We start from the raw sequence: 14,229 nt of genomic DNA on the forward strand, positions 1-14,229 counted from the left end.
GTCAAAATAAAGTTCAACTAATACTCAGTGGGGAGTGTCTATCCCCACTGAGTATTAGTTGAACCAATCAGGTATTTACGTGTAGCCCGACTCCTGTTTATCTGCTTCGTTCCAGCCGAATTTTGAGATTGGGTCTTACTGCCCACAAATAGCGGGATGAAACAAAATCCATTATAACATACTCATAAGGTTGAGATGGAAGGGACACACTAAAGGGGAATTGAAGCAAGGAGGGACAATTATGGCAGAGCGTCAATCACTTGAATCGTATATTACACAAGCGGAACAAGCGGTGGAATATGCGAAAGAACAATTAGACCTTGGCATGAGACAAGAGCATTACAATACGATGGAGTATTCGGATGCGCAATTACAATTAGAACAAGCATATAACGATTTACAAACGATGCAACAACACGCGAATGATGAGCAACGCGAGCAATTAAATAGAGCACGTATGGCAATTCGCCAACTGCAACATCAAATGATTATTACACCGCACTAATAAGGAGTGAATGTAATGGCGAAACGTTCAGATCAAAATAATCCAGAGCAAAAAACACAAAATGGACATAACGCTGAATTTTCGAATGAGCTAGATCCGGTTGTTCAAGTGAAACAGCGTAATAGTAAAAAAGGACAACCGCAAAGATCAAAGCAATCAGAGTAAACCAGGTCGCAATATGACCTGGTTTTATTTTGCTATATGACAATAATGTAAGATTTCTGTAAGGTTTGTCGATAGTGGTAAGTTTACTTTTCCAGTAGAGTAAGGGAGGATTTAATTTTGGACAAGGAGTTGCATTATGGGGAACAATATTACAAACAAACGAATTGATGAGTTAGATTACATTCGTGGCTTCGCATTACTGGGGATTATTTTAGTAAATATTCTTGCACTACTGAATATTAAAGTTCCAGATCCTAATACAGTGGATGCAAGTTATCAAAGGTTTCTATACTTATTTGTAGAAGGTCGTTTCTTCTCAATCTTTTCATTCTTATTTGGAGTAGGATTCTATATCTTCATTACAAGAGCGATTGTAAAAGGGAAGAATGGATATGTTCTATTTCTACGTCGCTTAGTTGCACTATTTATTTTTGGTTTGATTCATCAAATGTTTCAGCCTGGGGAAGCACTAGCGTTATACGCAATTTGTGGATTAGTCACTTTACCATTTTATAAAGTGAAGAAGCAAATAAATTTAGTAATCGGTCTTATTCTTACGATAGCTTTTAGTATTATGGCAGCCAAGGAATTATTGCCATTGGGTTTAATTTTATTAGGTCTTGCTGCAGGACAGTATAAAGTATTTGAAAATCTTTCAGCGAAAATAAAACAAGTCGCTATTTTTACAGGCGTTATGTTTGTTTTAAGTGTGGTAGCTTTATGGTATCAATATGGGCATGTTCCTGCTGAACCATTTGTAAATATGATAATCATGAATGAAGATGGAACAATGGATGCTGCAGGTCAATTCTTAAAAATTGGTGTTACAGTTGGACCAATTATTTCAGCTTTTTATGTCGGAGCATTAATTTTGCTAATTCAATTAAAACCAGTTCAAACATTGTTAGCACCACTGAAATATTACGGTCGTATGGCGTTAACAAATTATATCGGACAAACTGCAATGATTTTAATTGCAGGCAGTATATTTAACTTTGCAGGAAACTTAACGTACATGCAGACGTTATATGTGTGTATCGCAATTTATGCAATTCAAATTATTTTCAGTGTGATTTGGATGAAAATCTTTAAAATGGGTCCATTAGAATGGATTTGGCGTGTTATTACGTATTGGACGGTAACACCTTTAAAGAAATAAAGATAGAAATGGGCTGTTCCATAAACGGAACAGCCCATTTTTTATTGTCATCTTTTGTCGGTAAGTCGATATTCCTTGTCGCATGGCCGATAAAATTTCATTTATCAATGAAGGAAGTGAATTTATTTAAAATAAAAAAGCTTACCTTACAAGCGCACCTTTTTTATATTACAAAAGTGTAAGGTAAATGTAATGTTAACAAATAGCAGTTCCCTTCTAAAAGGCGCAAAATAGGTAATGGAAAAACAAGCGTAGGAGGATATATATGACGAAACCAGTTGTAGACGTGAAAAACGTTCAAAAAGTGTACGGTAAAAAAGGTGAGAACCAATCACATGCGTTAAAAGGTGTTTCATTCTCAATTCAAGAGGGTGAGTTCGTCGGAATTATGGGACCATCAGGTTCTGGTAAAACGACATTGTTAAATGTAATTTCAACGCTTGATAAAGCAACGGGCGGCGTTGTTGAAATTGCAGGTACGGATATTACGAAAATGAAACAAGGTGAGCTTTCTGATTTCCGTTCACAAAAGTTAGGATTTATCTTCCAAGACTTTAACTTATTAGAGAACTTATCTATTTATGAAAACATTGCACTTCCGCTCTCTCTTCAAGGTGTTTCATCACGTAATATTGGACCGAAAGTAGAGAAAGTAGCCGGTATGTTAGGGATTACAGAAATACTTCAAAAGTATCCATCTGAAGTATCTGGTGGACAGAAACAACGTTCAGCAGCAGCACGCGCTTTAGTGCATGAACCTGCAATTATTTTAGGGGACGAGCCAACAGGAGCTCTTGATTCTAAAAATGCAGCGAGTTTACTTGATGCGATGACAAACTTAAATGAAGAACAAGGCGTATCTATTATGATGGTTACTCACGATCCATATAGTGCAAGTTATTGTCAGCGAATTTTATTCATTCAAGATGGTGAGTTATATAAAGAAATTCATCGCGGTGGTACGCGTGAAGATTTTTATAAAGAAATTTTAGATGTGCTTGCGGACTTAGGCACACAAAAAGCGTAAGAAGGGAGGTCTAGGGCATGTTATTTAAACTTTCCATGTCAGGGCTAAAGAGTAAGCTGAAAGATTATATCGTCTTACTTGTTGGTCTTGTCATGTCGATTTCAATTTTTTATATGTTCCAAACGTTAGCGCTGAATAAAGCGTTTATCGAATCTAATTCAGTTATTCAATCAATTGGATTCGTATTCCAAGCAGGTTCATTTTTATTAGCTATTATAACGTTCTTCTATATTTTATATGCGAACTCTTTCTTATTATCTCTTCGTCAAAAAGAATTCGGTATGTATATGATGTTAGGAGCGAAAAAACATAAAGTTACATTACTTATGTTTATTGAAACAATCGTATTAGGTGCTGCATCTCTTGCAATCGGAATTGCAGTTGGCGTAGGACTTGCAGAAGGTATCGGTCAGTTATTAATGAAGCAATTGGAATTTGCTGGTGAAGGTTATAAAGCATTTTACCTTCCATCTATGACTGTTACTTGCATCTTCTTCTTTGCACTATTTGTATTATCAGCAATTATGAATAGTATTAAATTATCTCGCATTTCTGTATTGCAACTTGTACATGCAGATGCACAAACAGAGCGTGTTGTAGTAAAAGGAAAAATGACAGGTGTAGTTGCAATCCTTGCTGTTATTTTATTAGGAATTGGCTATGCATCAATGATTTACATGGAAAAACTAAGAGAAATGGGAATCCTTATTGCATTAATTACAACAACAGCTGGTACTTACATGCTATTTGGATCACTTCTTCCAGTCATCATTAGAAAGTTAAAGAGTAATAAAAAGCGTAGTGAAAAAGGACTTAATGCCTTTACGTTTGCACAATTAAACTTCCGTATTAATAGCTTAACGAAAGTACTTGCAACGGTAGCGATGTTAGTTGCTCTTGGAGCGGGTGCAATTTCAGGTGGTATGGCGTTTAAAAATAACGTGATAAAAATGGTTGATGGTTTAGTAATATATGATTCAGTTATTCATAACCCAACAACTGAAGAAAAGAAAATTTTAGATGGTATTACATTTAAAGAGAAAAATGAATATCGTTACAAAGTTGATAATAAATACGTTTATTATGTAAAAGAAGATTTAGAGAAAAATCCTCCTTTCGTACAAGATACAAAACAGATGGAAAGTATGAAGGATTTAGGAAAAACAAAGAAAGTTTCAGAGGAACTGCCAGTAGGTGCAGTTTCTAGAGAAATGAATGAAAAAGATGCGAGCGCTAAAGAAATTCCAGAAGAATGGAACGAGGCTTTCAGAACAATTCAGCCATTTTATCTATATGAAGACCATGCAATTAAAATTGTAGATCAGAAAATGTACGATACTGTAAATGGTAAAGAAGGAATCGTAGTTACTGGAAAAACAGATGATTTTGTAGCATACACAAAAGAATGGAAAAAACTTGACGAGTTGCAGCTAGATAAATATAAAAATGTAAAAGCTGAAAGATTAGATAGTAAATATCAATCTTACAATGGATTCTACGGAATTGCGAGTGGAACAGTATTTATGGGATTCTTCCTTGGAATTGCGTTCTTAGCAATGATGGCAAGCTGTTTAATGTTTAAAATTCTTTCTGGTGCATCAAAAGATATTACGCGTTATCAAATGCTTCGTAAAATCGGTGTGCGCCGTGAGTTATTAACGAAATCGATTTATAAAGAGTTATTCTTAGTATTCTTATTCCCGGCGATTGTGGGTATTGCTCACGTATTAGTTGGTATGAATATTTTCGGATTTATTTTAGTCGATCCGTACTTCCGCATTTGGGTTCCAATCGTAATTTTCGTAGTAATTTATGCGATTTATTACTTCATTACAGTTCAATTGTATAAAGGGATTGTTCTCCCGAAAGAAGATTAATAGGTAAAAGGCCGAGTGAAAGTACTCGGCTTTTTGTATTTTCAGAAAAAACACTTTAATGTTACTGAAATGTATAATATAATATAAATAAGTAACATAATATGTGAGTATCAGCAATCGGGAAATGGAAGGAGGAATCCGATCTGTAGAAAGAAGCTGAACTTGTATCCCCTATTTTTCTACCCACACCGTATTTGTACAATCATAAATTTCCAAATGAAAAATTGTCAGACCTAAGTCGTATATTGTAAAAATAATGGATAATACATGGAAATCTCATAGCGTGATAAGGTAAAATGGACAGGATAATGAGAAAATTACCGTTCATAAGATGAGGAGAAAACATGTATGGAAGTTGTAGAGGCATTAAAAGATATAAACCAAATTGAGGCTATGAAAAAATATTTAAAAGAGCACTCGCAGCGAGATTATCTTTTATTTGTTATTGGGATTAACACTGGATTAAAAATTACTGAGCTATTAAGTATTAAATTTGAAGATGTATTAAATGAAGATAGAACTGTTAAAGAGTTTTATTCTCTTCCTGTGAAAGATGAAAAGTTTAAACAAGATATTTATTTAAATACAAAAGTAAAAGAGGCGCTTTTGGCGTACGTAGAATCTTTTGATATTCAAAGAGAAAACTACGTATTTCAATCGAACAAAACAACAAATTCAATCTCACGCCAACAAGCGTATCGTATTATCCATAGCGCAGCTGAAGCGGTCGGAATACTTGGTAAGATTGGAACGAACTCAATGCGAAAAACATTTGGATTTCATGCATATAAAAGAGGAATAGCAATCGCACTGTTGCAAAAACATTTTCATCACGCGACTCCGTCAGAAACGTTAAAGTATTTAGGGATATCAAAAGATGAGAAGTTTAAAACAGAGATTGATGTAGATTTGTAAAAGGAAAGAGCCGTAACTAAAAATTTTAGGAGGCGGGAATATGAATATTAGAGAGAGTGAACTACCGGGCATTGGATGTAAATTTGAAGTTATAACAAAGGGTAATGAAAAAATGGTTATCGTTATTCATGATGATGGAAGAAGGGAAATGTATCATTTTGATACTGATCATGATGAGAGTATTTCAAGCATTTCTCTTCGTGATTCTGAAGCGAGACAAATTGCGGCTATATTAGGCGGAATGGTATATAGACCACAAGCTTTAGACACAATTGAGATGGCTTTTGAAGGGTTATCAATTGAATGGTTTAAAGTAGAAAATAATGCACCAGTGGTACAAAAAACAATTGGTAGCTTACACGTGAGAAAAACATATAACGTAACGATTATTGCTATTTTGAAAAAGAATATGAAGAAGTTCTTCAATCCAGGTCCAGACTCTGTTATTGAAGCTGGCGATATGCTCGTATTATCGGGTGAAAGACATGAAGTGAAAAGAATTATTAATGAATTGCTTTCAGCAGGAGGTGATTCATAATCGATGGATACTTTAATCTTTGAAGTTGGAACTGCGTTAGTATTAGTAGCTTTTGCAGCTATCCTCGCTGCAAAGTTAAAGTTTTCGATTATTCCGTTTCTCATTATACTCGGTATGTTAGTGGGGCCTCATGCCCCAGATTTAGGACTTATCGATTTAAGGTTTATTGAAAGCGGAGAAGTTATTTCCTTCCTCGGCCGTGTTGGCGTCATATTCCTCCTATTCTACTTAGGCTTAGAATTCTCAATAAAAAAATTAATTAAATCAGGAAAGTCGATTGCTTTTGGGGGTAGTGTTCATATATCGCTTAATTTCATATTAGGTTTACTTTATGGATATATAATGGGCTTCCCCTTACTAGAAATATTAATCATTGCTGGAATCATTACAATTTCATCGAGTGCAATTGTAGCGAAAGTAATTGTGGATTTAAGAAGATCTGGTAATAAAGAGACAGAGCTCATTTTAGGGATCATTATGTTTGATGATATCTTTTTAGCTGTATATTTATCAGTCGTTTCAGGGTTAGTACTCGGGGGTGCAACGTCATTTATAGGTGCTCTTACATCGGTGTTAATCGCAGTAGGATATATGCTCCTATTCTTTATAATCGCTAGAAAAGCTACCCCGTTTCTAAATAAAATATTAGATATTTCGTCAAATGAAATTTTTATTATCGTAATATTCGCTATTTTATTCTTCGTATCAGGATTTTCAGAAACAATTCATGTTGCGGAGGCGATTGGGGCGTTATTATTGGGACTCGTCTTTTCTGAAACAGAGCATAGTGACCGGATCGAGCATCTCGTCGTCCCGTTTCGTGATTTCTTTGGAGCTATATTCTTTTTCAGCTTCGGTTTAAGTATAGATCCATTTTCGCTTGGAGGAGCAGTGTGGTTGGCATTAGGAGCAGTTCTTATTACTCTCATCGGTAATTTTACAGCGGGAATGCTTGCTGGACGTAAAGCTGGGTTATCGCATAAGGCTTCCACTAATATTGGATTAACCCTCGTATCACGTGGGGAATTCTCCATTATTGTCGCGAACATTGGCATCGCTGGTGGCTTAATGGCAACGATTAAACCGTTCTCGGCTTTATACGTTTTAATATTGGCATCTTTAGGACCTTTATTAACGAAGGAGTCTGGGAGAATATATTCCTTACTAGATAAAATGTTTAAATGGAGTGCTAAAGAACGTGCAAAACGTAAAAAAGAAGTTGGGTAATTATACAAGGGAACGATTTCATTGTATATAGATTAAAATGACACAAAGGCGATTAGAAATTTTTCTAATCGCCTTTATGCCATTATCTGAATTTCATCAACTATTAATCAGTTGCCTTCCTATTTAAAAACGACTACAATTTTACTGTTATAGATGAACGAAAAAAATAGAATAGGAGGGGAGACTATGCCAAGGAAAGTATGGCTATTAGTAGCTGGGATGATTATTAATGTCACGGGTGCTTCTTTTTTATGGCCTTTTAATACAATTTATTTGCATGATCACCTAGGAAAATCTTTATCAGTGGCTGGAATGGTATTAATGATCAACTCGCTTACTGGTGTAATCGGGAACTTGCTCGGCGGTGTTTTATTTGATAAATGGGGCGGTTATAAATCAATTTTAGTAGGGATTGTTATTACACTCGTATCGATTTTAGGTCTTGTGTTTTTCCATGGTTGGCCGTTATATGTTGTGTGGCTAGCATTAATTGGCTTTGGTTCTGGAATGGTGTTTCCATCGATGTATGCGATGGTTGGTACGGTTTGGCCAGAGGGCGGAAGACGAGCATTTAATGCGATGTATGTTGGACAAAACGTTGGGATTGCGATCGGAACAGCGTGCGGTGGTTTAGTTGCGTCTTATCGTTTTGATTATATTTTCTTAGCGAACTTTATTTTATACTTTGTTTTCTTCCTAATTGCTTTTATTGGATTCCGAGGTATGGAAGACAAAAAAGAGCAAGGAGTACAAAAAGAAATCGAAACGAAAAAAGGGTGGTCACTTACACCTGGATTCAAAGCACTTCTTATCGTATGTGTAGCATATGCTTTATGCTGGGTTACATATGTACAGTGGCAAGGGGCGATTGCGACGTATATGCAAGAGTTAAATATTAGTCTTCGTCACTACAGCTTATTATGGACGATAAACGGGGCGATGATTGTTTGTGCACAGCCGCTTGTTAGTATGCTAATTCGCTGGATGAAGCGTTCTTTAAAACAACAAATTATGATTGGAATTATCATTTTTGCGGCGTCATTCATTGTGTTAAGTCAAGCGCAGCAATTTACGATGTTCCTCGTTGCGATGGTGACATTAACAATTGGTGAGTTATTCGTATGGCCAGCTGTTCCAACCATTGCAAATATACTTGCGCCGAAAGATAAATTAGGCTTTTATCAAGGTGTTGTAAATAGCGCAGCGACTGTAGGGAAAATGTTCGGACCGGTCGTTGGCGGAGCGATTGTTGATATATACAATATGGAAGTATTGTTTATAGCAATCATGGTAATGCTTGTAGTAGCGATTATAGCAACGAGTATTTATGATAAACGAGTAAAAGTAGAAGAAACAGTTGAAGAAAAAATTGCAGTTTAGTTTGACGGAACATGTAACATGTTTTAGAATATATTTAAATAAAACAACCTTTGGAACAAGGGAGATAGCTCGGCTGTCCTAAGACGAATTCGTTAGTTATCAAGAGTAGCGAATAACCGAGAAGCCTCCGCTTCAAGTAATCTCTTTAGAGATACGAAGTGGTGGGTAGTTCACTTAACTCATATGTGTAATAACAGTGAGAAGGAGTAGTAGTAATAGAAGCTGGTTTAGAGAGTTGACGGTCGGTGCAAGTCAATCCACGTTTCGTTATGAACTCGCCTTTGAGTTGCAGTTGTGAAATCATTAGTAGCAATTGCCGTTAATCCACGTTACGGATCTAAGCGAATGTATATTTGTACATTAATTTAGGGTGGTACCGCGGGAATCTATAACCTCTCGTCCCTTTCTAGGGATGAGAGGTTTTTTGTATTTTGGGCGGTGAAAATAAATAGAATTTCAAGGAGGGTATCTCATGAGCTTTAATCATCAAGAAATTGAGAAGAAGTGGCAAGGGCATTGGGAAGAGAATAAAACATTCCGTACGCCAGATGAGACAGAAAAACCAAAATTTTATGCACTAGATATGTTCCCATATCCATCAGGTGCAGGCTTACACGTAGGTCATCCAGAAGGTTATACAGCGACAGATATTTTATCTCGTATGAAGCGTATGCAAGGATATAATGTTCTTCATCCAATGGGATGGGATGCATTCGGTCTTCCAGCAGAGCAATATGCGCTTGATACTGGAAACAGCCCGGCTGAATTCACAGAGCTTAATATTAATACGTTCCGTAATCAAATTAAAGCATTAGGCTTCTCTTACGATTGGGATCGTGAAGTAAATACAACGGATCCAAACTACTACAAGTGGACACAATGGATCTTCCTAAAACTATTTGAAAAAGGTTTAGCTTACGTTGATGAAGTACCTGTAAACTGGTGCCCAGCACTTGGTACAGTACTTGCAAACGAAGAAATCATTGACGGTAAGAGTGAGCGCGGTGGACATCCAGTTGAACGTCGTCCGATGAGACAGTGGATGTTAAAAATTACAGCTTACGGAGATCGTCTATTAGAAGATCTAGATGAGCTTAATTGGCCAGAAAGCTTAAAAGACATGCAACGTAACTGGATCGGTCGTTCTGAAGGTGCAGAAGTACACTTCAACATCGATGGTACAGATGAGAAGTTTACAGTTTTCACAACGCGTCCTGATACACTATTTGGTGCAACATACTGTGTACTTGCTCCGGAACATGCACTTGTTGCAGAAATTACAACAGCAGATCAAAAAGAAGCTGTAGAAGCTTACATTAACTCTGTTAAAATGAAGAGCGATTTAGAGCGTACAGAACTTGCGAAAGAAAAAACTGGTGTATTCACTGGTGCTTACGCAGTTAACCCAGTAAACGGTGAGAAATTACCAATCTGGATCGCTGATTACGTTCTTGCAACTTACGGAACAGGTGCTGTAATGGCAGTTCCAGCTCACGATGAGCGTGATTATGAATTCGCATCAGTATTCAATCTTCCAATGAAGGAAGTTGTAAAAGGCGGAGACATTACGAAAGAAGTGTACACAGGTGATGGTGCACACGTAAACTCAGCATTCCTTGATGGTTTAAATAAAGAAGAAGCAATCGTAAAAATGATTGAATGGCTTGAAGTAACGAGCGCAGGAAATCAAAAAGTAACGTACCGTCTACGCGACTGGTTATTCAGCCGTCAACGTTACTGGGGTGAGCCAATTCCAGTAATCCACTGGGAAGATGGCACAATGACAGCTGTGAAAGAAGAAGAATTACCATTAGTTCTTCCAAAAACAGAAAACATCCGTCCTTCAGGTACAGGTGAATCACCACTAGCTAACATTGAAGAGTGGGTAAATGTTGTCGATCCTGAAACTGGTAAAAAAGGTCGTCGTGAAACGAATACAATGCCGCAATGGGCTGGTAGCTGCTGGTATTACCTACGCTACATCGATCCAAACAACAGCGAAGCACTTGTAGACCCTGAAAAAGTAAAACAATGGCTTCCGGTTGATATTTATATCGGCGGAGCAGAGCACGCAGTACTTCACTTACTATATGCTCGTTTCTGGCATAAAGTATTATATGATATCGGTGTAGTTCCAACGAAAGAACCGTTCCAACAATTATTCAACCAAGGTATGATCTTAGGTGAAAACAACGAGAAAATGAGTAAATCAAAAGGTAACGTTGTAAACCCGGATGATATCGTAGCAAGCCATGGTGCAGATACACTTCGTCTATACGAAATGTTCATGGGACCATTAGATGCTTCAATTGCTTGGTCTGAAAATGGTCTTGACGGAGCTCGTCGCTTCTTAGACCGCGTATGGCGCCTATTCATTCAAGAGAACGGTGAATTAAGTGAGAAAATTACTGATGCACCAAACAAAGATCTTGAAAAAGCTTACCACCAAACAGTGAAGAAAGTAACAGAAGACTATGCAGAGCTTCGCTTCAACACAGCGATTTCTCAAATGATGGTATTCATCAACGATGCATACAAAGCTGAAACACTTCCGAAAGAATATGTAGAAGGTTTCGTAAAAATGATTGCACCAGTTGCACCTCACATAGGGGAAGAGCTATGGAGCAAACTTGGATACAGTGAAACAATCACATATGCAAGCTGGCCAACATTTGATGAGTCTAAACTTGTAGAAGATGAAGTTGAAATCGTTGTTCAAATTATGGGCAAAGTTCGCACAAAACTAACAATGAGTAAAGACGCATCAAAAGAAGAAATGGAACAACTTGCACTTGAGGCAATCAAAGAACAAATTGAAGGGAAAACAGTTCGTAAAGTAATTGTTGTTCCTGGAAAACTTGTTAACGTTGTTGCAAACTAATGATTGAAAGAAAAGCTCAGAGCGTTTATGCTCTGAGCTTTTTTGTGTAGAAAATAATCTCTGGATCACCTTCATCTAAATTTTCAACTATTCCACTACGTACAAATCCATTCGCATTAAAAACGGTTTGCATACTTTCATTCGATTCATTCGTTGAAGAAAAGATTTTTTGAGTAGGAGAATGAGTTAACATATATGAGATTAATGAGCTTGCATAGCCTTGCCTTCTTTTTGCTGGCGAAACAATGATTAATGAGAGGAAAGTACAACCAAAGAAATTTGTATCGTACGTTAGAAAACCAGAGATAGAATTGTCTTCTTTTACAATGATGCACCTGCCCTCATCAATAGTGTGCTTAATATAATCTCGTCTACTATCATCTCCGAGTACATCAATATCTAAATGTACGATTGAATCTAAATCATCAATATAAGCCTTTGTTACATTTTTCAATAGAAATCCCCCTAGAAAAAATATTCAGTTAATTAATTTTATCATGAACAAAGAAAAAGGAGCGGAATTCCAATACAGACAAACACCTATTCTTCTATAGGAAATATGATAAAAAAGGTAGGTTAAATTGAGAAGAAGAGGTGAAAGGAATGAAAGGGATGGATAATAATGCACCACATGGCTTCTTCGGAGGTGAATCGGATAGTTATGGACAAATGATGTTCATGGGAGGAGATGGTCAACACGGATATGGCGGAATCCCAAGTTGGATGGGAGGAGCAGCTGGAGGATTTCCGACGTCAGTGGCGGGTGTACAAACAGGATTTCCAACATCAGTAGCTGGAGCGCAAACAGGATTTCCGGCACTAGTAGGAGGTGCACAAGGAGGAGTTCCTGTAGGTATGCCAACTACATTCCCATCTTTCGTTGGCGGTGTACAAACAGGATTTCCTGTACCTGGCGTTGGTGTTGTAGCAGGTGGGGTCGGCGGATTCCCTCAAGGTGTTCACGGTCATCATGTGCATCATGAGCATCACGGCCATCACGGTCAGCATGTACATCATGTACATCATGAGCATCACGGCCATCACGGTCATCATCAACAACACGGCCACCATGGTCATCATCAACAACAAGTACATCATCATGGTCATCATCAAATTCATCCGCAGGCTGTCCTTTATCAAACACACCAAGGTCATCATCAGCACCAAGGTCATCATCAGCACCACGGTCACCATCAGCACCACGGTCACCATCAGCACCACGGTCACCATCAGCACCAAGGTCATCATCAACAACACGGCCACCATCAGCAACAAGTACATCACCAAGGCCACCACCAAATTCATCCGCAAGCTGTTCTTTTCCAAACACACCAAGGTCAACACCATCATCAAGGCCAACATCATCACCAAGGTCAACACCATCATCAAGGCCAACATCATCACCAAGGCCAACACCATCACCAAGGTCAACATCATCACCAAGGCCAACATCACCATCAAGGTCAACAACAGCATCAAGGTCAACAGCATCATCAAGGTCAACAACAATACCAACAGTATCAGCAGCAACAACAACAGCCTTGGGCAGGTGGAATTGGAGCAGGGACGGCAGCAGGAGCAGCAGCTGGTACTGCTGGAGCAGCAGGACATGCGGGACACGTGGGTCATTAATAGATCAAAGAAAAAAAGACATAATAAAAAACTGCTAGGAGATCCTAGCAGTTTTTTTCTGCCTCTTGACGTTGGCGTTCGATTTCCGCACGAAGTTGTGGTTCCGGTGGTTGCCATCCTTCTGGTTTCATAATTTTGCCATCGCCCTCGCGGAATCGAGGCTTTCCATCAGGGAATAGTTTCGCCATGTTAGCATTGTTTACAATTTCGAATCCTTTATCTGGACGTACGCCCATTTCTGCAAACGTTCCGAATGCAAAGTAAATAAGGTCAATAAGTGCATCATATTGATCTTCAACAGTTGTGGCTTCTAGAAATTCTTCTAGCTCTTCTTGCATAAAGCTAGCACGAATTTTTGCACGCTCTTCTGTTAGTTTTGTTGGAGTATTTGTCACAGGATGTCCGAACTCTTCATGCATTTTTGCAACAAGTTCGTATCCTTTATCTAAACCTTTTTCGTTGGTCATGTTGTTTCATCCTTTCTCGCTTTGTGCCGAATCTCATTGTAACATAAGGTGATTATGAAATGAAAAGGGACTGTCCAAAAGTTTCATCTTTTAGTTCAGATAGCGATAGTGAAAGATTATATCGACTTAACGATAAAACATAGCCTGTTAATAAAAGAAAGCCATCCCGGAATAATTTTGGGACGGCCCTGCTCGTTATTTTTCTTCTTTTATTAAAATGGATAAAATAAGGTCGAGGCCAAACATACCAACGAGCAACATTGGTATAACGACAAGTAAATAACGTGTGAAGGAAACATTTTTTAAGTATGTATGAGCAAATAAAAAGACGCCGAGAAATAAAATACCATTTAAAATAGGCTTTACTAATTTTTTAGACATAAGCTCCCCCATAAATATCTTCTCTCTCTAAAAAAATAAAAACTCCTCTTTCCGTTGTATCATGCTGGAGAGAGG

14 protein-coding genes and 1 other annotated feature are annotated in these 14,229 nt (G+C 37.7%); of the genes, 11 read left to right on the forward strand and 3 right to left on the reverse strand.

Features of this window, described 5'->3' with window-relative positions:
* Positions 1–241 precede the first annotated feature (241 nt).
* The 10 genes from SJY24_RS06555 (at position 242) to leuS (ending at position 11,674) form a co-directional block, all read left to right on the forward strand.
* Positions 242–505, forward strand: a complete 264-nt coding sequence (locus SJY24_RS06555; RefSeq protein ID WP_000840865.1) for a YtzC family protein — start codon at positions 242–244, stop codon at positions 503–505.
* Positions 506–520: 15 nt separating this feature from the next.
* Entirely contained in the window at positions 521–670 is a 150-nt protein-coding gene (locus SJY24_RS06560; protein ID WP_001129345.1) for a hypothetical protein, read from the forward strand.
* Between the two features lie 136 nt (positions 671–806).
* Positions 807–1,829 carry a DUF418 domain-containing protein gene (locus SJY24_RS06565; RefSeq protein WP_377864128.1) on the forward strand — a complete coding sequence of 341 codons (1,023 nt, stop codon included), beginning with the start codon at positions 807–809 and terminating at the stop codon, positions 1,827–1,829.
* A gap of 265 nt (positions 1,830–2,094) precedes the next feature.
* The gene (locus tag SJY24_RS06570; protein WP_377864130.1) at positions 2,095–2,856 is read left to right on the forward strand and encodes an ABC transporter ATP-binding protein; all 762 of its coding nucleotides are present in this window, start codon (positions 2,095–2,097) and stop codon (positions 2,854–2,856) included.
* 17 nt (positions 2,857–2,873) lie between these two features.
* Complete coding sequence (locus SJY24_RS06575; RefSeq protein WP_377864132.1) at positions 2,874–4,733, forward strand: FtsX-like permease family protein; 1,860 nt, start codon at positions 2,874–2,876, stop codon at positions 4,731–4,733.
* Between the two features lie 348 nt (positions 4,734–5,081).
* Positions 5,082–5,648 (forward strand): tyrosine-type recombinase/integrase, encoded by a 567-nt coding sequence (locus tag SJY24_RS06580; RefSeq protein WP_377864134.1) that lies wholly within the window; start codon positions 5,082–5,084, stop codon positions 5,646–5,648.
* A gap of 40 nt (positions 5,649–5,688) precedes the next feature.
* Complete coding sequence (locus SJY24_RS06585; RefSeq protein WP_377864135.1) at positions 5,689–6,186, forward strand: cation:proton antiporter regulatory subunit; 498 nt, start codon at positions 5,689–5,691, stop codon at positions 6,184–6,186.
* 3 nt (positions 6,187–6,189) lie between these two features.
* Complete coding sequence (locus tag SJY24_RS06590; RefSeq protein ID WP_377864137.1) at positions 6,190–7,413, forward strand: cation:proton antiporter; 1,224 nt, start codon at positions 6,190–6,192, stop codon at positions 7,411–7,413.
* A 186-nt stretch (positions 7,414–7,599) separates the two neighbouring features.
* The gene (locus tag SJY24_RS06595; RefSeq protein WP_001137540.1) at positions 7,600–8,793 is read left to right on the forward strand and encodes an MDR family MFS transporter; all 1,194 of its coding nucleotides are present in this window, start codon (positions 7,600–7,602) and stop codon (positions 8,791–8,793) included.
* 187 nt (positions 8,794–8,980) lie between these two features.
* Positions 8,981–9,200: a binding site (T-box leader), on the forward strand.
* A gap of 65 nt (positions 9,201–9,265) precedes the next feature.
* Positions 9,266–11,674 carry a leucine--tRNA ligase gene (leuS, locus tag SJY24_RS06600; protein WP_377864139.1) on the forward strand — a complete coding sequence of 803 codons (2,409 nt, stop codon included), beginning with the start codon at positions 9,266–9,268 and terminating at the stop codon, positions 11,672–11,674.
* A 25-nt stretch (positions 11,675–11,699) separates the two neighbouring features.
* On the opposite strand, the gene SJY24_RS06605 is transcribed toward leuS, so the two are convergent.
* Positions 11,700–12,128: a GNAT family N-acetyltransferase gene (locus tag SJY24_RS06605; protein ID WP_377864141.1), complete on the reverse strand. Its 429-nt coding sequence runs from the start codon at positions 12,126–12,128 to the stop codon at positions 11,700–11,702.
* A gap of 149 nt (positions 12,129–12,277) precedes the next feature.
* Here SJY24_RS06605 and SJY24_RS06610 point away from each other — a divergent pair, with 149 nt between their 5' ends.
* The gene (locus tag SJY24_RS06610; protein WP_377864143.1) at positions 12,278–13,306 is read left to right on the forward strand and encodes a VrrB protein; all 1,029 of its coding nucleotides are present in this window, start codon (positions 12,278–12,280) and stop codon (positions 13,304–13,306) included.
* 44 nt (positions 13,307–13,350) lie between these two features.
* Here the strand turns inward: SJY24_RS06610 and SJY24_RS06615 are convergent, their stop codons facing one another.
* The gene (locus SJY24_RS06615; RefSeq protein WP_377864144.1) at positions 13,351–13,773 is read right to left on the reverse strand and encodes a pyrophosphohydrolase domain-containing protein; all 423 of its coding nucleotides are present in this window, start codon (positions 13,771–13,773) and stop codon (positions 13,351–13,353) included.
* Between the two features lie 195 nt (positions 13,774–13,968).
* A complete protein-coding gene (locus tag SJY24_RS06620) occupies positions 13,969–14,154 on the reverse strand; it encodes a hypothetical protein (RefSeq protein WP_377864145.1) in 186 nt (61 codons plus the stop codon).
* Positions 14,155–14,229 lie beyond the last annotated feature (75 nt).

Origin of the sequence: Bacillus sp. R86525, assembly GCF_042466195.1 — a bacterium.
Classification (GTDB): Bacteria; Bacillota; Bacilli; order Bacillales; family Bacillaceae_G; genus Bacillus_A; species Bacillus_A nitratireducens.